This is a genomic window from Lactobacillus sp. X-49, assembly GCF_057063645.1.
The window spans coordinates 1-26,419 of sequence record NZ_JBXSQM010000016.1 but is presented as its reverse complement, the minus strand read 5'-3'; the positions used below and the strand labels follow the sequence as shown (position 1 = coordinate 26,419).

The 26,419-nt window shown below is 34.5% G+C and carries 28 protein-coding genes and 1 pseudogene; 26 read left to right on the top strand and 3 right to left on the bottom strand.

Annotation, left to right across the window (positions count from 1 at the left end; genetic code table 11):
• The first annotated feature begins 20 nt into the window (after nt 1–20).
• Nucleotides 21–902, top strand: coding sequence for an L-ribulose-5-phosphate 3-epimerase (locus ACYIAQ_RS07880; protein WP_122017689.1), 882 nt, complete (start codon nt 21–23; stop codon nt 900–902).
• 11 nt (nt 903–913) lie between these two features.
• The gene (locus ACYIAQ_RS07875) at nt 914–1,642 is read left to right on the top strand and encodes an L-ribulose-5-phosphate 4-epimerase (protein ID WP_483563252.1); all 729 of its coding nucleotides are present in this window, start codon (nt 914–916) and stop codon (nt 1,640–1,642) included.
• A gap of 43 nt (nt 1,643–1,685) precedes the next feature.
• On the opposite strand, the gene ACYIAQ_RS07870 is transcribed toward ACYIAQ_RS07875, so the two are convergent.
• Nucleotides 1,686–2,345, bottom strand: coding sequence for a hypothetical protein (locus ACYIAQ_RS07870; protein WP_483563251.1), 660 nt, complete (start codon nt 2,343–2,345; stop codon nt 1,686–1,688).
• A 63-nt stretch (nt 2,346–2,408) separates the two neighbouring features.
• Between ACYIAQ_RS07870 and yaaA the strand changes: the two genes are divergently transcribed.
• From yaaA to ACYIAQ_RS07815, 11 genes are all read left to right on the top strand, one after another.
• Nucleotides 2,409–3,176 carry a peroxide stress protein YaaA gene (gene yaaA, locus ACYIAQ_RS07865; protein ID WP_483563250.1) on the top strand — a complete coding sequence of 256 codons (768 nt, stop codon included), beginning with the start codon at nt 2,409–2,411 and terminating at the stop codon, nt 3,174–3,176.
• 26 nt (nt 3,177–3,202) lie between these two features.
• Nucleotides 3,203–3,802, top strand: coding sequence for a histidine phosphatase family protein (locus ACYIAQ_RS07860; RefSeq protein WP_483563249.1), 600 nt, complete (start codon nt 3,203–3,205; stop codon nt 3,800–3,802).
• 154 nt (nt 3,803–3,956) lie between these two features.
• Nucleotides 3,957–4,478, top strand: coding sequence for a TetR/AcrR family transcriptional regulator (locus tag ACYIAQ_RS07855; protein ID WP_483563248.1), 522 nt, complete (start codon nt 3,957–3,959; stop codon nt 4,476–4,478).
• Nucleotides 4,478–5,539 (top strand): ABC transporter permease, encoded by a 1,062-nt coding sequence (locus ACYIAQ_RS07850; protein ID WP_483563247.1) that lies wholly within the window; start codon nt 4,478–4,480, stop codon nt 5,537–5,539. Before ACYIAQ_RS07855 ends, ACYIAQ_RS07850 begins: the two co-directional genes overlap by 1 nt.
• Nucleotides 5,540–5,541: 2 nt before the next feature.
• On the top strand, nt 5,542–6,216 hold the full coding sequence (locus ACYIAQ_RS07845; RefSeq protein ID WP_483563246.1) for an ABC transporter ATP-binding protein: 675 nt from the start codon (nt 5,542–5,544) through the stop codon (nt 6,214–6,216).
• Between the two features lie 349 nt (nt 6,217–6,565).
• A complete protein-coding gene (locus ACYIAQ_RS07840) occupies nt 6,566–6,781 on the top strand; it encodes a hypothetical protein (protein ID WP_122022564.1) in 216 nt (71 codons plus the stop codon).
• An 86-nt stretch (nt 6,782–6,867) separates the two neighbouring features.
• The gene (locus tag ACYIAQ_RS07835) at nt 6,868–7,473 is read left to right on the top strand and encodes a TetR/AcrR family transcriptional regulator (RefSeq protein ID WP_483563245.1); all 606 of its coding nucleotides are present in this window, start codon (nt 6,868–6,870) and stop codon (nt 7,471–7,473) included.
• A 108-nt stretch (nt 7,474–7,581) separates the two neighbouring features.
• The gene (locus tag ACYIAQ_RS07830; protein ID WP_122017699.1) at nt 7,582–8,121 is read left to right on the top strand and encodes an NADPH-dependent FMN reductase; all 540 of its coding nucleotides are present in this window, start codon (nt 7,582–7,584) and stop codon (nt 8,119–8,121) included.
• Between the two features lie 11 nt (nt 8,122–8,132).
• A complete protein-coding gene (locus ACYIAQ_RS07825) occupies nt 8,133–8,681 on the top strand; it encodes an NADPH-dependent FMN reductase (RefSeq protein WP_483563243.1) in 549 nt (182 codons plus the stop codon).
• 91 nt (nt 8,682–8,772) lie between these two features.
• Entirely contained in the window at nt 8,773–9,564 is a 792-nt protein-coding gene (locus tag ACYIAQ_RS07820; RefSeq protein WP_483563242.1) for a tyrosine-protein phosphatase, read from the top strand.
• Nucleotides 9,565–9,570: 6 nt separating this feature from the next.
• Complete coding sequence (locus ACYIAQ_RS07815; RefSeq protein WP_483563241.1) at nt 9,571–10,497, top strand: FAD:protein FMN transferase; 927 nt, start codon at nt 9,571–9,573, stop codon at nt 10,495–10,497.
• 178 nt (nt 10,498–10,675) lie between these two features.
• Here the strand turns inward: ACYIAQ_RS07815 and ACYIAQ_RS07810 are convergent, their stop codons facing one another.
• Nucleotides 10,676–11,212 carry a CvpA family protein gene (locus ACYIAQ_RS07810; protein ID WP_483563240.1) on the bottom strand — a complete coding sequence of 179 codons (537 nt, stop codon included), beginning with the start codon at nt 11,210–11,212 and terminating at the stop codon, nt 10,676–10,678.
• Between the two features lie 157 nt (nt 11,213–11,369).
• Between ACYIAQ_RS07810 and rsmG the strand changes: the two genes are divergently transcribed.
• The 13 genes from rsmG to ACYIAQ_RS07745 all read left to right on the top strand — a co-directional run bounded on the left by rsmG (nt 11,370) and on the right by ACYIAQ_RS07745 (nt 25,267).
• Nucleotides 11,370–12,092 carry a 16S rRNA (guanine(527)-N(7))-methyltransferase RsmG gene (gene rsmG, locus ACYIAQ_RS07805; RefSeq protein WP_483563239.1) on the top strand — a complete coding sequence of 241 codons (723 nt, stop codon included), beginning with the start codon at nt 11,370–11,372 and terminating at the stop codon, nt 12,090–12,092.
• A gap of 14 nt (nt 12,093–12,106) precedes the next feature.
• Nucleotides 12,107–12,955, top strand: coding sequence for a nucleoid occlusion protein (gene noc, locus ACYIAQ_RS07800; protein WP_483563238.1), 849 nt, complete (start codon nt 12,107–12,109; stop codon nt 12,953–12,955).
• Nucleotides 12,956–12,970: 15 nt separating this feature from the next.
• Nucleotides 12,971–13,750 (top strand): ParA family protein, encoded by a 780-nt coding sequence (locus tag ACYIAQ_RS07795; RefSeq protein WP_483563267.1) that lies wholly within the window; start codon nt 12,971–12,973, stop codon nt 13,748–13,750.
• Nucleotides 13,728–14,615 (top strand): ParB/RepB/Spo0J family partition protein, encoded by an 888-nt coding sequence (locus ACYIAQ_RS07790; protein ID WP_483563237.1) that lies wholly within the window; start codon nt 13,728–13,730, stop codon nt 14,613–14,615. Before ACYIAQ_RS07795 ends, ACYIAQ_RS07790 begins: the two co-directional genes overlap by 23 nt.
• A complete protein-coding gene (locus tag ACYIAQ_RS07785) occupies nt 14,608–14,883 on the top strand; it encodes a DUF951 domain-containing protein (RefSeq protein WP_483563236.1) in 276 nt (91 codons plus the stop codon). Before ACYIAQ_RS07790 ends, ACYIAQ_RS07785 begins: the two co-directional genes overlap by 8 nt.
• 22 nt (nt 14,884–14,905) lie before the next feature.
• Nucleotides 14,906–16,006 (top strand): redox-regulated ATPase YchF, encoded by a 1,101-nt coding sequence (gene ychF, locus ACYIAQ_RS07780; protein ID WP_122017708.1) that lies wholly within the window; start codon nt 14,906–14,908, stop codon nt 16,004–16,006.
• Nucleotides 16,007–16,015: 9 nt separating this feature from the next.
• The gene (locus ACYIAQ_RS07775) at nt 16,016–16,798 is read left to right on the top strand and encodes a DUF1129 domain-containing protein (protein ID WP_483563235.1); all 783 of its coding nucleotides are present in this window, start codon (nt 16,016–16,018) and stop codon (nt 16,796–16,798) included.
• Nucleotides 16,799–16,945: 147 nt separating this feature from the next.
• Nucleotides 16,946–18,670, top strand: coding sequence for an ABC transporter ATP-binding protein (locus ACYIAQ_RS07770; RefSeq protein WP_122017710.1), 1,725 nt, complete (start codon nt 16,946–16,948; stop codon nt 18,668–18,670).
• Nucleotides 18,671–18,712: 42 nt separating this feature from the next.
• On the top strand, nt 18,713–20,542 hold the full coding sequence (locus tag ACYIAQ_RS07765) for an ABC transporter ATP-binding protein (protein ID WP_483563266.1): 1,830 nt from the start codon (nt 18,713–18,715) through the stop codon (nt 20,540–20,542).
• Between the two features lie 507 nt (nt 20,543–21,049).
• Nucleotides 21,050–21,736, top strand: a complete 687-nt coding sequence (gene croR / locus ACYIAQ_RS07760; RefSeq protein ID WP_483563234.1) for a response regulator transcription factor CroR — start codon at nt 21,050–21,052, stop codon at nt 21,734–21,736.
• A 3-nt stretch (nt 21,737–21,739) separates the two neighbouring features.
• Complete coding sequence (locus ACYIAQ_RS07755; protein ID WP_483563233.1) at nt 21,740–22,894, top strand: sensor histidine kinase; 1,155 nt, start codon at nt 21,740–21,742, stop codon at nt 22,892–22,894.
• Between the two features lie 44 nt (nt 22,895–22,938).
• The gene (locus tag ACYIAQ_RS07750) at nt 22,939–24,510 is read left to right on the top strand and encodes a UDP-N-acetylmuramoyl-L-alanyl-D-glutamate--2,6-diaminopimelate ligase (protein WP_483563232.1); all 1,572 of its coding nucleotides are present in this window, start codon (nt 22,939–22,941) and stop codon (nt 24,508–24,510) included.
• 10 nt (nt 24,511–24,520) lie between these two features.
• Complete coding sequence (locus ACYIAQ_RS07745; protein WP_483563231.1) at nt 24,521–25,267, top strand: amino acid racemase; 747 nt, start codon at nt 24,521–24,523, stop codon at nt 25,265–25,267.
• Nucleotides 25,268–25,723: 456 nt separating this feature from the next.
• Here ACYIAQ_RS07745 and ACYIAQ_RS07740 read toward each other — a convergent pair.
• A pseudogene (locus ACYIAQ_RS07740) lies at nt 25,724–26,290 on the bottom strand (ABC transporter permease); the annotation flags it as partial.
• Nucleotides 26,291–26,419 lie beyond the last annotated feature (129 nt).

Genomic DNA, 26,419 nt, shown 5'->3' with positions numbered 1-26,419 from the left:
AACAATTAGGAGAATTAATAATGACAGTAAATTCATTGGGGATTTATGAAAAAGCCTTACCGCAACATTTATCATGGCGCGAGACTTTTGAGTTAATTCATGAATTAGGTTTTAATTTTTTGGAATTTTCAATTGATGAAAGTGATGAGCGTTTATCTCGTCTTGATTGGACCCATGAGCAAAGAGGCAAGTTCCGAGATACAATGTGGGCAACTAATACACGGATCAATAATTTAATGCTTTCTGGTCATAGACGATTTCCACTTGGATCGGCTGATCCTGCTGTAAGAAAACAAGCACTTATAATGATGCAAAAGGCAATTGATTTATGTGTTGATCTTGGTATTCATAATATTCAAATGGCGGGATATGACGTTTACTATGAAAATAAAACCGCATCTTCTCGGGAATATTTTGTTGAAAACTTGATTAGATGTGTGCATATGGCTGCACAAAAGAACATTATGTTATCAATTGAAACGATGGATGATCAATTCATTAATAATTTAGGTAAAATTAGTCATTATCATGATTTAGCTAAAAGTCCCTGGTTGCAGGCATACCCAGATTTAGGAAATTTGAGTGCTTGGCCAGAAAATGATGTACCTACTGAATTTGAAAATTATATAGATACTATTTGTGCTATTCATTTAAAAGACAGCCAAAAAGTAACAGCCACATCAAAAGGACAATTTAAAAATGTCAAATTTGGTGAAGGTTGTGTTGATTTTGAAGGATTATTGCGACTATTAGTAAGATTAGATTATCATGGTAGTTTCACAATTGAAATGTGGTCAGGTGATAATGGCGAAATTGATGCACTAGATAAAGTGAAAGCTGCGAAATCATTTTTTGATAATATTTTTGCAAAAGTTGGAATTGAGCAAGAAAAAGTAAAGTGAGGAAAATTGTAATGCTTGAACAATTAAAACGAGAAGTTTATGAGGCAAATATGCAGCTACCTAAATTAGGACTAGTCACCTTTACATGGGGTAATGTTTCTGGAATTGATCGTAAACAAGGACTATATGTTATTAAGCCATCAGGAGTTGATTACGAGAAATTGACCCCAGAAGATATGGTGGTTGTTAATCTTAAAGGAGAGGTGGTCGAAGGAAAGCTAAATCCATCATCAGATACACCAACGCACACATATCTGTATAATCATTTTCCGAAGATTGGTGGAATAGTACATACGCACTCACCTTGGGCAGTTTCTTTTGCGGCAGCCAATATGGACATCCCTGCATTAAACACGACACATGCAGATACTTTTTACACTGATGTGCCAGCAGCGAATGCTTTGACCAAAGAAGAAATAGCAGAAGATTATGAGGGTAATACTGGTAAGACCATTGTGCAAACATTTCAAGACCGTCATTTAGACTATGAGGCAACACCAGCTGCTTTGGTTAGTCAACATGGACCATTTGCATGGGGTGAGACAGCAGCTAAAGCAGTTTATAATGCTAAAGTCTTGGAAGTTGTAGCTCAAGAAGATTTTCACACATTTGAATTAACACACCGAAGTTCAGAATTGCCACAATATTTATTAGATAAGCATTATTATCGCAAGCATGGTAAGGATGCATATTATGGACAAACTAATGCTCAATCTAAGACTCATGCTAAAAGAAAGTAATATAACAAAAAGGCTGCTACCTAGTAGGTAAGCAGCCTTTTTGTTAATATTTTGTTTCTTTGAGGTCATCTTCAGGCCGATACTCCTGAATTCGCAAAACTTGCCAAGCAAAATTACTGTGTGGAGCGTTTGATAAGTCAATTGTTAATTTGTCTTCTTCGTAAGTAAATTTCAATTCGATCCTATTTTCGATCATTTCAATTCGATTCGGCTGATGATCAAGTCCCAAAATTTCAATATTTTTATTTGAATAATTTTTTAAGAAAATATACTTTTGATAATTCATGTGTCGATTTTGCAGAGCAAATCCGCTATTGGCAACCTTTAAAGAAGATGGTTCACTTTCGTTAAAGGCATGACCAAAAATATGCATCCAGTCGTTAATATGTTCTAACATATCTTTCGTTTCATTGCTAAAGAAGCCATTATTTTCAATAGGAATATTAATAATAGTTTGCTGGCCTTTTTTTCGGTTGGTAACTAGAGTATCTATAACATTTGTTGCAGTAAGATTACTGCCATCTCTAGTTTCAACCAATTTTATTGTGTATTTTTCTCCAAATACTTTAAATTTATCTTCTTGATAATCAACACTAATTGCTCGAGCACCAATATTACGAGCAGTTCTTACCAAAAAGTCGGGGTCTATATCTTTAGCATTTTTTAGTTTAAAATTTAAGATGATAGCAAAATCAGGATTCATTATTATCTCTCCTCAGTACAGATTACTTACTAAGTTTAACCCAAAAGGTGGAAAATACGAAAGATGAAAATTATTATCTCTCCAGCAATGAAAATGAAAGTTGATCAAGAATCTTTTCCGACAAGATCAATTCCTCAATTTATTACTCAGGCAAAAGTCTTGGCAGATTTTCTTAAAAAATGTAGTTTAAGTGAATTAAAAACAATTTGGCAGGCGAGTGAACGTACAGCTAAAGAAGGTCAAAATCAACTCTTTGAGTTGAATTTAGCTCAAACTGACGGATTAACTCCGGCCATCATTTCTTATTCCGGCATTCAATATCAATATATGGCTCCTGATCTTTTTACTCTACCTGCACTTGAATATCTGCAAAAAAATGTTCGCATTTTGTCTGGATTATATGGGGTTTTAAAACCGTTTGATGGGGTATGGCCGTATCGTTTAGAGATGAAAAATAAAATGTTGGGATTTAATGAGCCCAATCTGTATAAATTTTGGAGCAGTACCATAGCTGATAGTCTTTTTGCTGAAGATCAAACTCTTATTAATCTTGCGTCTAAAGAGTACTCTAAAATTATCATGCCATATTTAACTGAAAGACGCCGAATGATTAATATTGAATTTCAAGAAAAGAAAAATGATTCTTGGAAAGTTGTTGGGGTTCACGCTAAGATGGCACGAGGAGAAATGGTGCGTTTGATCGCTGAAAAGCAGTTGAGTAAACCAGAAGACTTACAAAAATTTAATGATTTTGGTTTCAAATTTGTTGCACAAATTAGTGATAAAAACAACTATGTTTTTAGAACGGAATATGATTTCAAACGACATTAGAAATATTTATGGAAAGCTGAATTAATATGGAAATTGTTTTTATTCGTCATGGACAAACAATCTTAAATAAAAATCATAAAATTCAAGGTTCACACTTTGACTATGATTTGAGTGTGGAAGGAAGAGAATATGCGAAAAAGGCTGCAACTAACTTTGATCCGAGTGACTTTGATTTTGTCTTTTCCAGCCCGATGAAACGCGCTGTAACAACAGCACAGATTTTTACAAAAAAGCAAAAAGAAATTATTCTGGATCAGCGATTAGTTGAATTTAATTTTGGTGAATGGGATGGAAAATCACTTTCAGAATTAAAACAGAAATATCCTACTGGTATCGATCCGTGGGGTAAAGCCAACGATAATTATGTTAAGTATGCACCGAGTGGTGAAACGTTCCAAGAACTTGATGAACGCTGTGGTAATTTCTTAATAGAAATGCAGGAAACTTATTCAGAGAAAAAGATTTTGGTAATTTGTCATGGAACCCTGATCCGAATGATGTTTGCACATTATTTTACTGGTGGTGATATCAATGGATTTGAAACGATGGATAATTGTGCGTTAGGTAAAATCTCTTATCGTAAAGGAATTGCCAGAATTAATTATTATAATCGGATTTTAGCTTAAGAGTATGTTTTGTTATTAATGATTTAAAAGATATTTTATTGAATACTCTATTCAGTTGAATCGCTTAAGCAATTTAGTTGACCGCTAATTAGTAAAGCGTTATTCTTATTTTTAGTGACACGGTGTCACTTTTGGAGGAGAAAAATTCAAGGAAATGGTAAAAGAAACTTTTATTAATTTGCCACTAGCCAAAAAAGATCTGGTAACTGATGCGTTGCTTAATGAATTTAGCAAATATCCCTTGTCAAAATCTCAGGTAGCAAGAATTGTGAAGAATGCAGGAATTTCTCGTGGTTCTTTTTACAAGTATTTCACAGATTTGGAAGATGCGTATCAATATTTGTATCATTATGCAATGCTTCAAATTCATATCCCTGTGAGAAAAATGCAGAAATTTAGTTCTGGGATTTTTTATAAGATGGTCGTAAATTTTATAGACCAAACTCAGACAAGTAAATTCGCTGATCTAGTTAAAATGCATATTTTATATAACGAATACGCATTATCGCAGCATTTTCCTGATGTAAAATTGCTTCAACTGAATAGTCAGAATTGGAGTGCAATGGTACTTAGTCATTCTGCAATTAGAATGATTCTCGAAAATGAAAATCAAAAAGAAAAGATTTTAACCTATCTGAAGGCTGGACTTGAATTATTAGAAGAAGGAGCAAAGTAGTGTTTTTAGCAATAAAAGAGATAAAACGTGAAAAAATGCGTTATGGTTTGATTATTTTAATGATTTTCTTAATCAGTTATCTGATTTTTGTTTTATCCTCATTAGCAGTAGGTCTTGCCAGTGAAAATACGCAGGCAATTGTATCTTGGCAGGCTAAGCGAGTCGTTTTAAATAAAAATGCTAATGTCAGTATGAGTCAGTCAGTTCTAAACAAGGCCGATTTAAAAAATGCCAAGATGACCAATAATGAGGCATTATTAGGACAGACGCCAGTTGTTGTTAAAAGCAAAGGAAGAACGCAGGTGTCTGCTCAGTTCATTGGTATAAAAAAGGATCAATTTATCTATCAAGGTTTAGAAATAATTATCGGTAGAAAAGCCAACAAGAGCGATGAGGTTGTAGTTGATCAAGCATTTAAAGATAAGGGTTATCAATTAAATGACAAACTGGAATTAAATGGTTCCAAGAAAAAATACCGAATCGTTGGTTTTGCTAGAAATGCTAAAATCAATATTTCTCCAATTGTTTATGGTACTTTACCTATGTGGAAAACATTACGTCAGGGTATTCCAACAATGCAGGCATCAGCAATTATTTCTCGACGATCAAATTATTATAATGATCATGGAAATAACAAAACTTATCCTATAAAGCAATTTATTACCAAATTGCCGGGCTATACGGCTCAAAACATGACATTTCAGTTAATGATTGGCTTTTTGTTTATAATTTCATTAATTATTATCGCTGTTTTTTTATACATTCTAACGATGCAAAAAATGCATAATTTTGCTGTAATGCGTGCGCAAGGCATCCCAAGTGGTACTTTAGTAAGAGCAACAATTAGTCAATCAATTATTTTGGTTATTACAGGTGTTTTTCTTGGCTTTTTGGCGATGCTATTAACTGCTAAATTATTGCCAGCAGCTGTTCCAATGAGTTTCACGCCTACAATTATGCTAAGTGGAATAATTGGTATGTTGTTAATGGGTGTTATTGGTAGTCTAATACCTGTTAGATCAATTTTAAAAGTAGATCCAGCAAAAGCAATAGGTGAATAAAGATGACAGTAATTGAATTAAAAAATGTTCAAAAAAATTATGGTAAAGGCGAAGCAACTGTTGAGGCACTTAAAAATATCAATTTTCAAGCTAATGCAGGTGAGGTTGTTTTGATTATGGGTCCTTCGGGTGCTGGTAAGAGTACTTTCTTAACCGTGGTTGGTTCTCTACAAAAGCCGACAGCTGGTAAAGTCTTAATTAAAGGAAAAGATATATCCGAACTAAGTGTTAAAGAAAGCAATAAACTACGTTTAAACCAAATCGGCTTTGTTTTACAATCTTATAACTTGGTTCCATTTTTAACGATTAAAGAACAATTTGATCTAGTTAATCGGGTTAAAAAATCAGGTAATATCGATAAAGCTACATTGGCAAAATTATTAGGTCAGTTAGGAATTTCTGGTTTAGTGAATAAATATCCAAATGAATTATCAGGTGGTCAGCAGCAACGAGCAGCGATTGCTCGGGCTCTATATGCTAATCCAGAGATGCTGCTTGCAGATGAGCCGACGGCATCACTTGACAGTAAAAATGTTGATGAGGTTGGTCAATTATTTAAGAATTTAGCTAAAAATTATCATAAAGCAGTTATTTTAGTAACGCATGATCCACGATTAGAAAAATATGCAGATCACATATATGAAATGATGGATGGTCAAATGACTAAAGAAAGTTAGTTTTTCCTGTAATGATTTAATATTATAAATTTTTTGAAAGGATGATAAAATCATTCTTTTTTTGTAGGTACAATTATTTTCATAAAAAATCTGGCATAAAAAATTATTTTTTTACTTGACAAAGTTGTTTTAAGTTTACTATTCTAAATGTTAGATAATTAATTGTTATTTTTTGGAATCATATAAGTAGTTGATTGGGAGTTTTTTTTCTGTTAAAAGAATTACTTTTTGAGTAAGAATAATAATCAACTAGCATATATTTTTAAATTATGTATTAGTATTTTTATCTAGGTGATTGCTGTTAATAGAGCATGAATTTAAAGCCGATAAAGTGGTTTGAGGTGTAGTAATGAAGGAAATTCCGCAAGATAAATCAATTGAAGTATCAACTGATTATAAAAATGAAAGTATTAATATGAAATTTTCGGAAAATTTAACCGATGATCGTGAAAGAGGTTATATTATATCGGCGGCATTTTTTTCATTTTGTGCGTCACAAGGTCTAAGTAAAGCTGAAGTAAGCGATATGGTTTCGACCTATTATGACGAATTTCTAAAAAATTAGAGTTTTTTAAGTAGACTGGTTGTTAAGATAAATAAATTACAATTAGTTAAGAGTAGCAGTTACTGAAGATAGTCAAGGGAAAACCAATGGCGAGAAAAAAAGAAATAGGAAGAAAAAAGATTTTAAATATTGCCTATAAACTGGTTGTTAAAGATGGGATGGAGAGTCTTACTGCACGCAATATTGCTAATGCAGGACATTTTTCAACGCAGCCTTTATATCTTGAGTTCAGTGGGATGGATGAGCTGCGTCAGGAAGTTTTAGGTAAAATTGCAGATAATTTAAAAAATAGTATTCTACAAAAAACATATATTAACAAACCGTTGATTGATATGGATTTGTCTTATATTGATTTTGCTAAGGAACATCAAAATCTTTTCCGAGCCATGTTTGTTGATGGTAAATTTGGTAGCAAGGTGATTTCAGATACTCTGATTGATTTAGGTGTTGAGAAGTTTACAGAACAATACCCTGAAACGAAATATTCTGACGACAAAGTTAAGAATGTTGTTATTGCAAATTGGATTACCACAATGGGAATTGCCTCACTAATTGTTAATGAAATTGCTCATTTTTCGCAAGATCAAATTGTCAATGTATTGAAAGCTCAAGTTAACGATGCAATTCGTAATGATTGGCTCAGTAAAAATGGAAAAATTTCGTTATTTGATTCCAGTGACGATAAAAACTGATTTTATAAGTTAAATAAAAGCTAAGGTCTGCTTTAAGCAAGTTTATGTTAAAAAAATTACCATATGCTATAATTAGTAAAGGAATTAGTTTTCTGAAAGGTGGTTTTTATGAAAATACTTGCATTATCTGGCTCAAATGCCAATAATTCGTTTAATGAGGCGTTGCTTAAATTTATAGCTAAGCAATTCTCTAATAAATATGACTTTAAACTGGCGTCAGTTAAAGGTCTGCCAATGTTTAAAGAGGGTGAAGATACTCCTGAGTCTATTCAAACTTTGAGTAAGGAAATTGAGGATGCCGACTTGGTATTACTTGGTTCACCGGAACAACAGCACTCAGTAACCAGTGCTTTAAGTAGTGCGTTAGAATGGATGTCTTGCGCAACTCATCCATTTAGAGGTAAGCCAGTTGTGATTGTGTCAACTTCACCAATGCCTCAAGGTGCATCTCGTTCTCAAAGTCGGTTAAAGAGTTTACTTACTGCCCCAGGCTTTAACGCCGAAGTCTTTAATGGTGATGAGTTCATGATGGGCAACGCACCGAAACAATTTGATGAAAATGGTGACTTAGTTGATAAGTCAACCGTTGAATTCTTAGGTCACTTCTTCGATGAAGTTGATGATTGGTACGCACAAGTTACTAAGTAGGAGGACCAGGAATGAAATTATTAGCAATTGTCGGTACAAATGCATCTTTTTCATATAATCGCTTTTTAGCACAATTTATAGCTAAGCGTTATAGTGATAAAGCAGAAATTGAAGTAAAAGAAATTGATAAGTTAACTCCGTTTTCAAGAACGGATATGGCTGATGATACAATTAAGGCTTGGATTGAAGATATTAAAAATGCTGATGGTATTGTAATTACAACACCAGAATATGATCACACTATTCCTGCTGCATTAAAGAGCAGTCTTGAATGGCTTGGTTCACATGCTGGACCAAATGTTATGAAGATGAAGCCTGTTGCGGTTGCCGGTGCTTCACATGGTGGTCAAGGTAGTGGTCGTGCGCAAGAAGATATTCGTGAAATTTTACTTTCACCAGATATGAGCGCTAATGTTTTGCCAGGTAATGAAGTATTAATTGGGCAAGCTCCAAGTAAGTTTGATAAAGAAACTGGTGAGCTTACCGATGAAGCAACTGTGAAACAACTAGATGGAATGATGGACAACTTCTTTAAGTTTGTTGAACAGGCCAATAAATAAATTTTTGCTAGAACAACTAGCAGAGAGTAAAATAATCGGATAGGAGTACCTGTCCGATTATTTTTTTGTTTATTTTAGAAAGGATATTGAAATGACTGATCCAGTTGTTTTACCAATAAAATCTGTTCGAAATCCTCGTGATTTAGGCGGTTATTTGGGTTACAAAGGTCGTAGAATCATGTCACATAGATTATTACGTTCTGGTAATATTAGTAAGATAACAGCTGAGGACAGTCAATTTTTGCTTAATTACGGTCTCAAAAAAATTATTGATTTGCGTTCACCAGCAGAATATCAAAAAAATCCTGATCAAGAATTACCAGGAATAGCACATTACTTAATACCCTTGTCGTCCGAGGATAATACTGGAGGCAATGGCTTAAATATGAAGAGAGAATTTGAGAAGTATCGTCACGATCAATATGCTGGCTTACGTAGAATGTGTTGGCGGTATCGGAATCATATTCTTAATAAAGCTGCTCAAAATAGTTTTCACCAAATAATGCAACTAATTACAGAAACTGATGAGGGGGCAGTTTTATATCATTGCTCTGAAGGAAAAGACAGAACAGGATTAGTGACAGTAATACTTTTGTATATTTTAGGTGTTGATATGGAAGTGATTCGGCAAGATTATCTTTATTCTAATTATTTGCTTAATAATTATCGTGCTGTGCGTGATCAAAAGTTTAAAGAAATAGGCGAAAATGATAAGTTTCGTACAAATATGCGTGTTTTAGGATCAGTTGCTAATACCTTTTTAGATACTAGTTTAATCACGATACGTGAAAGCTATGGTGGACTAGATAATTTTATTATTAATCAGCTGGGAGTGAATGAACAGATGCAAAATGATATTAGAGAAAAGTATTTGGAGAAATGAGAAAAAATGATTGAAAATATTGCATTAAAACAAGTAGTTGGTGAACATCACGCATTGGGTACCTCAATCACGTTGCAAATATTTGGAAATGCCCAAGAAGATATAATTAGCCATTCGTTTGATCTAATTGACCACTATGAAGATTTATTAACAGTAAATCGGGATAAATCAGAAGTAATGAGTATTAATCATGCTGCAGGCGATCATCCAGTGCAAGTTTCTAGTGGCACTTATGATTTAATTAAATTGGCAGTAATGAAAAGTCGGGAGAATTTTGGGTTCAATGCTTTAATTGGCCCAGTAGTAAAATTATGGGCAATTGGGTTTAAAGGAGCTCATGTGCCGACCGAAGATCAAATTAAAGAAAAAATGAAGTTGATTGATCCTTTTAATGTTGAGTTAAATGATTCTAATCAAACAGTTTTTTTGAAGAAGCTAGGAATGGAGCTTGACTTGGGCGGTATTGCTAAAGGATGGATTGCGGATCGCATCCGCGATTATTGGCGTGCGTATGGTGTTCATGCAGGAATTATCAATTTAGGTGGCAATATATTATTGGTTGGTGATTGTCCTAAACGTGTCAATGGTCAATGGGTCGTTGGTGTTCAAGATCCCAAGGAGTCTCGTGGTAAAAATATTACGTCAGAAATGGTTCATGAATGTTCAGCTGTAACTAGTGGTACTTATGAACGTTATCTCGAAGTCGATGGGCATAAATATCACCATTTAATTGATCCGCGAACAGGTTATCCTGTTGAAACTGATTTAGCTGGAGTAACGACTTTTACTAAAGATTCTGTACAAGCAGAAATTGAATGCAAGAGGCTGTTTTTTGCTGGTCATCCAATCAAGGACTGGCATAGTAAGCCCAATCGCATTGGAGCTATCTTTGTTTATAATGATGATCACGTTGAATATGATAATTTTGAATAATTAGCTTAAAACTAATTTGTATCACACTGATCTGATTTGGTTTTTAATTATAAATCAGCAACTTTTTTATAATAATTTTGAATAAAATGAAAAATAGCCTTGATGTTTTGCTTAAAAATATCAAGGCCATTTTGTTTGATGTTGCCAATCTTATTAGCTATTTATAGATATTGTCGTTTTATGCAGCAGTGCGACTAATACTGAAAATGGTGTTAAACATACCGTTAGAAAGTCCAGGTGTATTGTAAATAATGAAGCGTAAGAACGATGAATCTAATGTTTGTTGAATAAACCATGGATTTTGCAAAGCATTAAGCATTGATAAAATAATATAGATGAAAAAGTAACCGGCAAAAAAAGATGCGATTGCACCTAAAACGCTATCTAAAATATTTCCAAAACTTGATGTATGTGGATTTTTATTTGGTAGCCAACTTTTAAAAACTTTGATCACCATTTTACCAATAAATAAAATAATGAAGAACGCTAAAAACCGAAAGAGCATGAGATTATCACCAGGAGTGAGTGTAGTTTGGATGCTTTTACCAGTTATTTGGGCATAGAGCCAGTTGCCAGCTGGATTTTGAAAGAAGATAGCAGCAATGAATACAATGGCTGCAAAAATTAAATTGATGACTAGTTTGGTAAAACCTGTTTGATAACCCTTGTATGTTTTTCTAACCAAATAAGCTAGAACAATTAAAGTAATAATCATGTTTTTCTCCTTTGACGATATTATAACTTATTTCCTACACTTAGACTTTGACGACTGTCAAAAAATATTTCATAATTAAAGAGATGTAATGGCTTTACAATAAGCCAAATTTAGCGTTAAATTTAAAGAGTGTGAAACAAGGTTTCACGGGTGAAAAATGAATCCTGACAAATTTGTCCAAGAACTAGCAAAACGTAATTTTAACTTAAATAAAAACCAAGTCAATCAGTTTAAGCAATATTTCAATAGCTTAGTAGCTGCAAATAAGCACGTTAATCTTACAAGGATAACGGAAGAAGACGAGGTGTATCTCAAGCACTTCTTTGATAGTTTGACACCTCTATTTGTGTTTAGTGATATTTTTGAAGCAGATTGCACTTTGTGTGATGTCGGAGCAGGTGCGGGTTTTCCTTCAATTCCACTTAAAATAATGCAACCGAGTCTAAAATTAACAATAGTTGATTCATTAGGAAAGAGATTGGCTTTTTTGCAAGATTTAGTCAATAACTTAAACCTTAAGGATGTAAAACTTGTTCATGGTCGTGCTGAAGATGTCGGTCAAAACCAACTATATCGTGAACAATTTGACCTTGTTACTGCACGTGCGGTAGCTAATATGGCCGTTTTAAGTGAATATTGTTTGCCGCTAACTAAGCAAAAAGGTTATTTTGTGGCATTGAAAGGACCAAAAGCTGAAAGTGAATTAGCAAAAAGTCAAAAAGCTATCAGTGTACTTGGAGGAAAAGTACTGAAAACAGAAGAATTACGATTACCAGATAGTAATGAAGAACGTACGTTAGTTCTTATTCAAAAGATAAAGTATACACCCAAGAAGTATCCGCGCCAAGCGGGAACTCCTCATCGCAAACCAATACAGTAACAGGAGGACTTGATATGTCAATTTTTTCGTCTTTACGTCATCATGACGAAATTTCAAAGGATAAACAAATTCAAGATATTAAATTAACTAAGATCAAGCCAAATTCTTATCAACCAAGACGAGAATTTTCTGACGAGTCAATTCGTGAATTAGCGGCAACACTTGATAAAGATGGCTTATTGCAACCGATTATTGTTCGTGAAAAGGGAGAGGATTATGAAATCATTGCCGGTGAACGACGTTTTCGGGCAGCACAGCATCTAGCATGGGAACGTATCCCTGCCATTGTGAAGAACATGGACGATAGTCAGGCGGCTTCACTTGCTTTAATTGAAAACTTGCAACGGGAAGATTTAAATCCAATAGATGAGGCGCAAGCATATAGTAATTTAATGCAATTGAATCATTTAACTCAGACAACATTAGCGCAAAATATTGGTAAATCGCAATCATATGTAGCTAATAAATTGAGACTATTGAAGTTAACTCCCAAAGTACAGAGCTATTTGGCTAGTGGTGAAATTTCGCCAAGGCATGGTCGCAGTTTAGTGGGGCTAAGTGAGAAAGATCAGGGGCGAGTACTTGATGAAGTATTAGCTAATAATCTTAATGTCAGTGAGACAGAAAAAATTGCTCGTGATGTTGAGGGATATTTTGCGGATAAAAAGACTAAAATTAAGGAACAGGCAAAAGCAGCGCAAACACAGCGGGCAGTTAATCGAATACCCAAGGATATGAAAGTTCAAATTAATACAATTAAACGTGCTGTAAAATTAGCTAAAGAATCTGGAATTAAGGTAAAAGTCAAAGAAAATAATGACCCTGATGATTATATGATTACAATTGAAATGAAAAGGAAGTAGGAAGGTATGGAAAATATGGTGAGTGTAATTTCTGTGGCTAACCAAAAGGGTGGTGTTGGCAAAACCACAACGACCATTAACTTAGCTGCTTCAATTGCTGAACGTGGATATAAAGTTTTAATTGTTGATATTGATCCTCAAGGAAATGCAACTTCTGGATTAGGAATTGAAAAATCAGAAATTAATCAAGATATTTATAGCGTTTTAATTAATGATGTTCCACTAAAAGACACAATTTTTCACACTACAACTACTAAATTAGACCTTGTACCAGCAACAATTAACTTATCAGGTGCCGAAACGGAATTAATCAGCATGATGGCTCGTGAAACCCGTCTAAAATCAGCTCTTGATACGGTTAGTGAAGATTACGATTTTATTTTTATTGATTGCCCACCATCTCTTGGTCAATTATCAATTAATGCTTTTACTGCATCAGATTCAATTTTGATACCCGTTCAAAGTGAATATTATGCAATGGAAGGATTAAGCCAGCTACTTAATACAATTCGACTAGTTCAAAAGCATTTCAATAAAGATTTAGGGGTTGAAGGAGTCTTAATGACAATGCTTGATGCTAGAACAAATTTAGGAGCTGAAGTTGTTAAGGAAGTTCGATCTTATTTTGCAAATAAAGTTTATAAGACAATTATTCCGCGAATTACCAAATTAGCAGAAGCACCTAGTTATGGAGAAGCAATTACTGAATATGCTCCTAACTCACGTGGTGCTAAGGTATACGATGATTTAGCCAAGGAGGTGTTAAAGAATCATGGTAAGAGACTTAAAAAATAAAGAAGGCAAAAAGCATGGTGGTCTCGGACGCGGAATTGAGGCTTTATTTGAAGATGAACCGCAAACTGAAGAGACCGAAGAAGAAATTCTTGATATTAATTTAAGTGAAATTAGACCCAATCCATATCAGCCTAGGAAAAGTTTTGATGATAAAACTTTGAAAGAGTTGGCCGATTCAATTAAGGAAAACGGTGTTTTTCAGCCAATCATTGTGCGTAAATCAGTTAATGGTTATGAAATTATTGCTGGTGAAAGACGTTATCGTGCATCAAAATTAGCAAAGAAAACCACCATTCCGGCAATTGTTCGTGATTTTAGTGAAAGTCAAATGATGGAGGTTGCTGTTCTCGAAAACTTGCAACGTGAGGATTTAACTCCGCTAGAAGAAGCGCAAGCGTATGAGATGCTGCAAAAAAATTTGGGTCTAACCCAGGAAGAAGTATCTAAGCGAATGGGCAAGTCTCGACCATATATCGCTAATTACTTGCGATTATTGACTTTACCAAATAAGACCAAGCACTTGTTACAACATGGTGAATTGTCGATGGGACAGGCCAGAACACTTTTAGGATTAAAAAACAAAGATAGAATCGATGAGGTTGCTAAACAGGTCGTTAAAGAAGGAATGCCTGTTAGGAAAGTTGAGGCTTTAGTAGCTAGTTTAAATTCGCAAAAACCGCAGAAAAAGGTAATTCAGAAATCTGCCTTTATTAAAGCAAGCGAACACCAGCTAGCTAACAAGCTAGGCTCAAGTGTTAATATTTCTGAAAGTAAAAAGGGAAATGGACATTTGTCTATAGGTTTTTCTTCTGTCGATGAGCTAAACAGAATTCTTGAAATATTAGGTGTTGATTTAGATGAATAAGGATATTGCTTATAATTTAGCAGATACGGTATTGATGAAAAAACCGCATGCTTGCAAAACAAACAATTGGGAAATCCTGCGCTTAGGTGCAGACATTCGTTTAAAATGTATGGGATGTGGGCATATCGTGCTAATTTCACGAGCAAAATTTGTTCACAATTTAAAGAAAGTTTTAACTAAAGCTAATGATCCGGTAAATAGAAAAAATGAGCTATATATTCCTAAAGCATCAATTGCGTTACCAGATTTTAATCAAGATAATAAATAATTTTTATAAGAAGAGGTTGAAGATGTCATTAACTGCTGGAATTGTAGGTTTGCCAAATGTTGGAAAGTCAACGTTGTTTAATGCGATTACCAAAGCTGGAGCCGAAATGGCCAATTATCCGTTTGCTACGATTGAGCCGAATGTTGGAATGGTGGAAGTTCCGGATAAACGCTTAGGTAGAATTCAAGAATTGATTCCGGCTAAAAAAATAGTTCACACAACTTTTGAATTTACCGATATTGCAGGATTGGTTAAGGGGGCTTCTAAAGGCGAAGGACTTGGTAACAAATTTTTAGAAAATATACGGCAAACTGACGCAATTATTCACGTTGTAAGAGCGTTTGAAGATGATAATATAACATCTGTAACTGGCAAGGTTGATCCAGAAGAAGATATTAATACGATAAATTTAGAATTAGCAATTTCTGATCTGGACGCAGTAAACAGAAGAATTAATAAAGTAAAGAAACTAGCTCAACAAAATGACAAGGATGCCAAGGCTGAATTACAAGTTTTACAAAAGATTAAGCCAGTTTTAGAAGAAGGTAAGGCTGTTCGCTCAATTACTTTTAATGATGATGAACTGAAGATTGTTAGGGGCCTATTTCTTTTAACAGCTAAACCGGTTATTTATGTTGCGAATATTGCTGAAGAATCAATGGCAGATGCAGAAAATGATCATTATTATCAAATTGTTAAAAAGCATGCTGACAAAGAGCATGCTGAATGTTTAGGAATTTCTGCAGCGACTGAGGAAGAAATTGCCGGTCTTGATGATGATGAAAAAGCTGAATTTCTGGAAGCAGAAGGAGTAACTGAATCTGGACTTGATCGTTTGATTAGGGCTGCATATCATCTATTGGGGCTGCGAACTTTCTTTACAGCTGGTGGTCCTGAGACGCGTGCGTGGACTTTTCATGAAGGGATGAAGGCACCACAAGTAGCTGGAGTAATCCATTCCGATTTTGAACGTGGCTTTATTCGAGCTGAAGTTGTCTCTTTTGCCGATTTAAATAAGTATGAAACCATGCAAAAAGTTAAAGAAGCTGGTAGATTACGTCTTGAAGGTAAAGATTATGAAGTTCAAGACGGTGACATTATTGAATTTAGATTTAACGTTTAGGAAAATATAATGGCAGAAAATAAACAAGAAGAACAAGTAAAAATAGATGCTGATCAGCAAACAAAACTAAAAGATAAAGTTGTTAATCAAAATATGGAAGAGCAAGTCAGACAAATGGCACCCGCAGAATTACGCAAACAATTAAGTAAAAAGAATGCTGACTATATTTTTCGTTTGCAAAAAGAATTAGAAAATCAAGGTAAGCTGAGTCAAGAAAATGCAATAAGCAAAATCGATAAGCTTTTGCCAGATTTACTCATTGCCCAGCGCCATGGACAACCAGCTAACACCTTTTATAATATGTCACCTAAAATCAAAGCGGCTGATATTTTAAAACCTAAGCTCAAAACTGCAGCAGATATCCCGTTTTGGCAGTATGCAGTTGATAGTGCATTACTTTATGTTGCAATTTTTGTGGGTATATTTGGGTTAATAGCATTGTTCCAGCCAAATTCTAAAAATAATTCACAAATGGGAATTTTAACTTTAATTAGCATTGGGGTATTAATGGGAATTTTTATGACCAAGTATAATACTTGGCTTCTACCGGATAATGGCAAGAATAAAAAAATTCCTTGGACCAAAATTATTTTGGGTATGGCAGGAATAATAGTGGTTTTATATGGCTGGCTAATGGTGTTATCAATTCCAGCGCTGCAAGTAGTTAATCCGGTTTTACCTGGTATGACCAATATTATTATTGCTCTTATTGCCTACGGTATTCGGTGGTTATTTCGGCGACACTTTGAAATTGTTGGTTCCGTTTTCTCACCGGCTGCCAAAAACAAATAAAGTGCTTTTTGTCAAGAAAAGAGCTATACTAAAAGAACTCTATATTTAAAAGGGGATAAATAGGTTTAATAACCTATTTATCCTTTTTAAAATAAGTTACTTGTAGAAAAGAAACAACATTTTGTATTGAATAGAAAGAGGTATTTAATGATTAACACACTGCGTAAATCAATTAGGCAGTATAAGAATTTATCATTGTTGTCGCCATTACTTGTTACAGGTGAAGTTATCATTGAAATGTTAATTCCATATCTGGTTGGTATTTTAATTGATAATGGAATCATGAAAGGCAACATGTCTTATATTACAAAATGGGGCTTGATTCTACTAGTTATTACTGTTATTTCCTTAGTATTGGGAGCAGGAGCTAGTTATGTGTCCGCTCACGCTGCGGCAGGATTTGCTGCGAATTTGCGTAAGGATATGTTTTATCATGTTCAGGATTACTCATTTGAAAACATTGACAAGTTTTCCAGTGCAAGTTTAGTTACGCGAATGACAACAGACGTTAATAACGTTCAGATGGCGTATCAAATATTGATTAGAATCGCTGTTAGAGCCCCAATGATGCTGATTGTTTCGATAATCATGTCACTCATTATTAGTCCACGATTATCGCTTATTTTTGTGGTTTTGGCACCGGTTTTTATATTACTGTTAGCATTAGTAATCAAAAGCGTCAGTCCGTATTTTCCTAAAATCTTTAAGGGTTACGACCAAATGAACGAAGTTGTTCGAGAGAATGTTCGTGGAATACGTGAAGTAAAGACTTTTGTTCAGGAAAAACCACAAACGGTAAAATTCAATAAAGCTTCTGGATTTATTTACAAATTATTTTCAACTGCGCAGAAGATTATGTCACTTAATTCGATGATTGTAATTGCAGTTTTAAATATTTCTAATTTAGCCATCTGCTGGTTTGGAGCTAAAGAAATCGTGGGTGGCACTTTACAAACAGGTCAACTGATTTCAATGTTTTCTTATTCAAATTCAGTTTTGAATAGTTTAAATATTTTGGCAATGATTTTCACGCAACTAGTTCTTTCATCTGCCAGTGGACGAAGAATAGCAGACGTAATTAACGAAGAACCTTCAATTGAAAATCCACGTAAGCCATTGACTCATTTGAATAATGGTGAAGTGATTTTTGATCATGTCAATTTTAAGTATGACCAAGAAGATAAAGCGCTAGCCTTAAGTAATATTAATTTGCATATCAATGCAGGTGAAACCCTGGGGATAATTGGTAAAACTGGATCGTCTAAATCAACCTTGGTGGCAATGATTCCTCGTTTGTATGATACTGTATCTGGTGCGGTACGTGTTTCTGGACATAATGTTAAATCATATGATTTAAAAACATTGCGTGATAATGTAGCAATGGTTTTACAAAATAATGTGCTATTTTCAGGTACAATCAAAGAAAATTTAAAATGGGGAAATGAAAATGCTACCGACGATCAAGTTGTAGCGGCAGCTAAAGTTGCACATGCAGATGACTTTATCCGTGAAATGCCTAATCAATATGACACAATGGTTGAACAAGGTGGAGCAAATGTTTCTGGTGGACAAAAGCAAAGAATTACAATTGCACGAGCCCTCCTTAAGAACCCTAAAATTCTAATTTTAGATGACTCAACTTCTGCAGTTGATACTCAAACTGAACGTGAAATTCGAGAATCATTGTCTAAAAATATGCCGGATACAACAAAAATTATCATCTCACAACGAATTGTTTCAATTAAAGATGCGGATCGAATTGTTGTGATGGATGATGGTAAAATTCAGGATATTGGTACACATGATGAATTGATGAAGCGTAACGATTTGTACAGTTCAATTGCTGAGTTCCAAGAAGAACAGAAGAAGTAGGTGATGAAGTTGGATAAAGCAGGAAAAAATAAGAATACAAGTATGAAGGAGAAGAAGTCTCAAACTTTATATCGTCTGCTAAAATTAGTGGTAAATACTAGTCCATGGATGCTCATCACATCAATTATTGCAATAATTTTAGCGGCAGGTTCAACAGTTGCTGGATCATTGTTCATTGAACGGTTAATCAATGTTTATATTATTCCGTTAACTAAGCAAGCTCATCCAGACTTTGGGCCACTTTGGCGTGCAATAATGGTAATGTTTGGTATGTACGCAATCGGTTTTATTTCCAGCTATCTGTTTGCCATGTTGATGGCTGTGTTAGCCCAGAAAGTACAATACCGTGTACGTAACGAGATGTTCGAACACATGGAGCAGTTGCCTATTGCATACTTTGATGAGAATGATTACGGCGATATAATGAGTCGTTATACAAATGATATTGATACATTGATGCAGATGATTTCGCAATCAATTCCCCAATTTATCAATTCAGGACTTAATATTATCTTTGTTTTGGGGGCTATGCTTAGTTTAAGTTGGCAATTGACAATATTTACTCTGATTGTTTTTGTCTTATCAATCGGGATCGTACGGTTCTTAACATCTAAATCGGCTTACTACTTTCAAAAACAGCAAAAAGAACTTGGCCAAGTCAATGGTTATAATGAAGAAATGTTGAATGGTTTGAAAGTAATTAAAGTATTTAGTCATGAACCCGAGGTAGAAGAAGATTTTGAAGGCTATAATCGGGCATTGGAAGCTGCATCAGGTAAGGCTCATACTTATGCCACCATTTTATTTCCAATTATGGGAAACATGGGGAATTTACTTTATGTTTTAATTGCTATTTTAGGCGGTGCAGTGGCGATTAATCGCATTGCACCAATATCGCTTGGAGTCATTGGTGCTTTCTTGCAGTTATCGAAACAATTTGCAATGCCCATTGCCCAAATATCGCAACAATTAAACTCAATTGTAATGGCTTTAGCTGGTGCTAAGAGAATTTTTGATTTAGAAGATCAACCTATTGAGGTCGATGATGGCGATGTGACAATTTCAAAAGATGAAAATGTTAAGGGAATGTGGTATTGGAATGTGCCCCAAGCTGATGGAACAATAAAAAAGATTACGGTAAAGGGTCACATTGTTTTTGACAATGTCAATTTTAGTTATTCTCCTGATAAGCAAATCTTATATAATATTTCTCTTGATGCTAAACCAGGAATGAAAGTGGCTCTAGTTGGCGAAACAGGTGCTGGGAAAACTACTATTTCTAATATGTTGAATAGATTTTATGAAATAGATTCCGGTACAATCACTTATGATGGGATCCCATTGAAGCGAATTAAAAAAGATGATTTACGGCAATCCTTATCAATTGTTTTGCAAGAAACACATATGTTTACCGGAACTGTTATGGATAATATTCGCTTTGGTAATAGAAGTGCTAGTGATGACGATATTTATCAGGCGGCCCATCTGTCACATGCAGATGAATTTATTCATCATTTGGATGAAGGGTATCAAACTATTATTGATGGAAATGGTGGTGATCTTTCACAAGGTCAAATGCAATTACTGAGTATTGCTCGAGCAATGGTTGCTGATGAACCAGTAATGATTTTAGACGAAGCAACTTCAAGCATTGATACTCAAACAGAAAAATTAATACAGTCTGGAATGGATAATCTGCTTGCTGGTCGAACTAGTTTTGTGATTGCACACCGTTTATCTACAATTGTTAATTCTGATTTGATTTTAGTTCTCGATCATGGTCATATTATTGAAGCAGGTAACCATGATCAATTGTTAAAGCAAAAAGGATACTACTACGAACTTTACACTGGTAAAAAAGAAATTGAATAATTAAATTATTGAAAAACTTTTCATTTCCCTTAAATTTATCTTGAGTCATTCAGTTAAAAACTTCTTTTATGGTAGTATGATAAATAATTTTTATGAAACACTAATATTTCAAGCTAGTTTATTAATTAAATCTAGTGTCTCATGGTTTATCTGGTGACTTAATCGCAAATGATGAAAAATCAGTTTAGTTCAATTGTTAAGACTCTCTTGTAATGCCAAATAAAGTGGACTTCAGGATCAAGAGCTATATTAATCGTCAATGGATCATTGAATATTTAATATAAATTAGCATTAATAAATAATATTTTAGCTAGGAAATATAATGAGCAGCGAAGGTTGTCTAATTTTTGCCACTTATTATAAAAAGTCCTAGTTTTTTTAATAAAAAGATAAGATAAGTTTGAATATTAGGTGATTACAGTTAAATTAGCTAAAATATGTGACATAAGTTCTGCTACACTATATATGAAGGATTTCAATAAAAAATAAAAAGAAGGGAAGAACCCAATGAAAATTTTAGTAGTTGATGATGATAAAGAAATCGTTGAATTATTAAGCATTTACCTCAGAAATGAAGGATACACACCTGTCGTGGCTTATAGTGGCAAAGAAGCAATTACTAAACTTACAACAAGTCCAGATATTGGATTAATGATTTTAGATGTGATGATGCCGAATATGAATGGAATTGATGTAATTAAGGAAGTTCGGAAAGACTCAGACATTCCAATTATTATTGTTTCGGCTAAAACTGGAGATATGGATAAAATTCAAGGTCTAATCACTGGTGCCGATGATTATGTTTCTAAGCCATTTAACCCGCTTGAAGTAATGGCACGGGTTCGTTCACTTCTACGTCGAAGTCAAAAACAAGTCAAAGATGATGAACCTGATGTTTTAGAAATTGGACCATTGGTTATTAACCGTGATTCGCATGAAGTAAAAACGATTGATGGTACGGATATTCAGTTAACAGCTTTGGAATTTGGTATTTTGTATTTACTTGCAAGTCATCCTAATCGCGTTTTTTCTGCTGATGAAATTTTTGAGCGGGTTTGGCAGCAAGAATCAATTGTTTCAGCAAAAACTGTAATGGTTCATGTGTCACATTTGCGTGACAAGATTCAAAAAGCTACTGGGGGCGAAGATGTTATTCAAACAGTGTGGGGCGTTGGCTATAAAGTTGAGGCTTAATTAATGAAAAAAGAACGTGTAAAGCTTACAGCTGCAGAAAAAAGCGAGTTGTTTGCTGAAGGCGTAATAACAGTGGTGTTGTTACTGTTATTGAATTTATCGATTGTTATTCTAATTTATCTAACAATTTTACAAAATCAAAATTTAGTCAATGGAATTTATTTTTTAAAAAAAACGATTACCTTTGCTGGGGGCCGTCATTTATGGTCATGGCAAAATACTTTTTTGATTATGATGGGGATAGCTGACCTAATTGTACTTTACTGGCGTTTAATTCGTCGGTATCATCAAATGCAATTGCGCCATGTTATTTCTGAATTACATTATATTGCCCAGGGCCATTTTGATCACACAATTTCTTTTAAAGTGAAAACAGATTTGCAAAAGGTGATTGATTCAATTAATTCTTTGGTTGCAAGCACCGTTAATGCAATTAATGAAGAAAAGGCAATTGAACGTTCAAAAGATGAGTTAATTAGTAATGTATCACATGATATCAGAACACCATTGACATCAATTATTGGTTATTTGGGATTATTGAAATCAGGTGTTGCAAATCCTAAAGATCGGCAAAGGTATCTCGATATTGCTTATATGAAAGCTGAACAGATGAAATCTTTAGCCCATGATTTACTAGATTATACCACTCTAAAATCAACTAGTACGAAGCTTAATTTAACATCCCTACACATTTTTTCAATGTTAGAACAAGTTGCTGCTGGATTTGAATTTGAAGCACATGAAAAGGGAATTACTTTTAGCATTGAGACTAGACCAAAGGAGTTAACAATTCAAGCTGACCCAGAGAAGTTAGTGCGAGTGTATAATAATTTAATTACCAACGCTTTGAAATATGGTAAAGGTGCAACTCAAATTAAGTTAATAGCTAATTTAGTGAATAATAATGAAGTTGAATTAAGAGTTGAAAACAATGGGGCCCCGATTCCCTCAGCTTCACTTAAAAAAATCTTTGAGCGCTTTTATCGGGTAGAACCATCGCGTAATACTGAAACGGGTGGCACTGGTTTGGGATTATCGATTACTAAGAGTATTGTTGAATTACACCATGGTACAATCAATTGCGAATCTGGGACAGATTGGACTAGTTTTATCATTTGTTTACCATTAAATCCAAAGAGTGCAAAAATTAGTGGATAGCTATGTTATAATTTTGACTAAGATCAACAATAGAGGGGTATAACATGAGTATTTCTTTAAATACCTGTATTTTAATTTTAAAAGAACATCATTTGCTTAAATCAAGTGCAGTTCAGGACACAGTTACAGCAAGGATGGAGTATGTTTCATATGATTCACGTGATATCCAAACTAACACCTTGTTTTTCTGTAAGGGTGCAGGATTTCGTCCAACTTATTTATCGATGGCTAAAGATAATGGGGCAAATTGTTACGTAGCTGAACAACCATATCCAGAAGGAAAAGGAATGCATGCCTTAATCGTACGTGATGTATCTAAGGCAATGGCTTTATTATCGGCAGCATTTTTTAGGTTCCCGCAAGACGACTTATATGTTGTAGCTATTACGGGAACTAAAGGTAAAACGACGACAGCTTACTTTTTAAAGGGGATGTTAGATCAATTTAATGGTGGGAAAACTGCCCTAATTTCTTCTGTAAATAACGTTGTGGGAAAAGATGAGGCAGATACGTTTAAGTCTAGCTTAACTACACCAGAATCACTAGATCTATTTCGCGATATGCGGACAGCTGTTGATAACGGAATGACGCATTTGGTAATGGAAGTTTCAAGTCAAGCATACAAGAAGAATCGTGTGTTTGGTTTAACTTATGATTTGGGTTTCTTCTTGAATATTTCTCCAGATCACATTGGACCAAATGAACATCCGAATTTTGCGGACTATTTACATTGCAAGTTACAATTACTTGTTAATGCACGTAAATGTATTATCAATGCCCAAACTGATCACTTTGAGGAAGTCTATGCAGCAGCAACGACAACAACAGCTCCTGATAGCATATATTTATTTGCTGATGAAAAGTTTTCTAATCCTGCCTTGAAGCAAACAATTGATTTTCGTTATTCCACTCAAGAAATTGATATGATTCAAACTTGTTTCCAGCTTCTTTGCGTTAGTCCGAAAGCTAAAAAATTGCCAATTGCTGGTAGTTATAAGTTAAAGATGTTGGGCGATTTTAATGAATCTAATGGTACTGCCGCTGTAATTGGTGCTGGGTTGGCAGGATTAGATTATGTTACTGCTGCAAAAGGAATTAGTGAGGTAACTGTTCCTGGAAGAATGCAGACTGAAATCACAAAAAAGCATGGAACTGTTGTAGTTGATTATGCACATAATGAAGCTTCAATGATGGCTCTAATGGGATTCATGCAACGTGAATTTAATAATCCTAAAATTATAGTTGTTGTTGGCGCACCGGGAGATAAAGGTATATCACGTCGACCAGGCTTTAGTCATAGTTTAAATGCATATGCCACTAAAGCATTCTTGACTACTGATGATCCTGGTTTTGAAGATCCAAAAAAGATTGCTCAAGAAATTGATGCGGGTATTGACCATTCAAAAGTTGATGTCACAATTGAATTGGATCGACAGAAAGCCATTTATGATGCTATTAGTATGGCATCTAAAGACGATATTGTTTTAATTTGTGGTAAAGGTGAGGACGGCTTTCAAAAGGTTCGTGGTATCAACACACCATATCCTTCTGATATTACCGTGGCTCAGCAGGCCATTAATAAGCTTGAAGATCAAGAAGGACATTTTAATAGTTAGAAAATAAAAAATGAAACATTTTTTTAGTATTATTGGTGGGATGGGAACGATTGCGACTGAAAGTTATGTCCATCTGCTCAATCACCGTATAAAAATTACAAAAGATCAAGATTATTTGAACTATATTCTAGTAAATGATGCTCAAATTCCAGATAGAACAGCTTATATCAAAGATCATCGTCAACCTAATTTTTTTGGTGATTTGCATGATGATGTATTGCAGCAAGCAAAACTGAATCCTGATTTTTTTGTAATGCCTTGCAATACTGCACATTATTTTTATGATGAGTTAGCAAGTTTAACGGATATACCATTTTTACACATGATGAGAATTTCAGTGCATAAATTTATAGATAAGTATCCACAAGAAAAGAAGATAGGGTTAATTGCAACTGAAGGTTCAATCTATGATCATCTTTATGTTGATGAGCTACAAAAAGTAGGCCGGCATGCGGAATTGGGTGGAACAGAAGTGCAACCTTTGGTGACTAAGCTTATTTATTCTAATATCAAAGAAAAGGGTCTTGTAGATGCGGAGTTATATCATCGCATTTTGCGGATTATGCATGATCAATATAAATGTAATGTGATTTTACTTGGCTGTACAGAACTGTCTTTAGCACAAGAAAAAGCACCGAATCATCCTTATCATGTGATTGATCCACAGTCAATTATGGCTGATGTCGCTATTGAATTAGAAATGAAAATTCGTTCAGGTGAGGATCCTCAAAAGGTTATTCAAAAATATTTATATTAATTAGAAAAGCAGCAGTTGGCTGAAGTTAACCCTCTAGATTGGACTGAAAATCAATCTAGAGGGTTTTTACTATGTTAAATATACGATTGAATACAAATAATTACAGGAACTTAACTTACTTAAAGTAGATTAGGCTAGATACTATGTGGCAATTATTTGTGCCACATAGATCCGGCGGCGTATACTTTTATCCTATCAATAGTGTGGGTCAAGAAGGTGATGGCAATACACCAAAATCAAACTAAAATTTGACGTACGCTAAAAGACCGTACTCTGATTAAGTATCAGAATACGGTCTTAGCGAAAATATAAATTTACTGGTAACGTCCAACTCTAGGAGTTAACATCATCAGTATTAATCGTTTTAGCAACAAGCAACTTAAAATATTTGGCGCTTGCAATAACAATAAATACTATGCTAAATCATCATATTACCATCATGATAAAAAATTTACTTTATTTTTCCTGTTTTGATTTAATATAATTTTGTCCATCAGCTGCTGGTGCAACTGATTTTCCAAAGAATAGCACTAAAATAATTATCGTGATTACATACGGTGCAATCTGCATATAGACCGATGGGATATGATTGAACAAAGGTAATTGATTGCCAATAATACTAATACTTTGGGCAAAACCAAAAAATAAGGAAGCTAACATTGCTCCAAGGGGATTCCATTTACCAAAAATCATCGCAGCCAAGGCCATAAAGCCCTGCCCAACAATGGTGGAAATCGAAAAATTACCAGAAATAGCTTCGGCAAAGACAGCACCGCCGATTCCCCCTAAAAGTCCAGAAGTTAAAACGCCAACATAGCGCATCCCATAAACATTAACGCCAACCGTATCGGCAGCTTGGGGATTTTCGCCACATGATCGCAACCGCAATCCAAAACGGGTTTTATATAATATCCACCATAAAATAATAGTTACAATAATTGCCACCCATGCTGGTGCAAAAGTATTTTGAAACAGAATCTGTCCAATAACCGGAATATCAGCTAAACCGGGAAAATTAAAATAACGGTAAATTGTAAAATGAAGTTGAACACTTGCCCTAATTAAAAAATGAAAAAAGTCCATTGGACTTCTTTGATAGAATGTAATTACCCAATCAATTCTAGAAAGAAGTTACCAATGAACTCGCTTAAT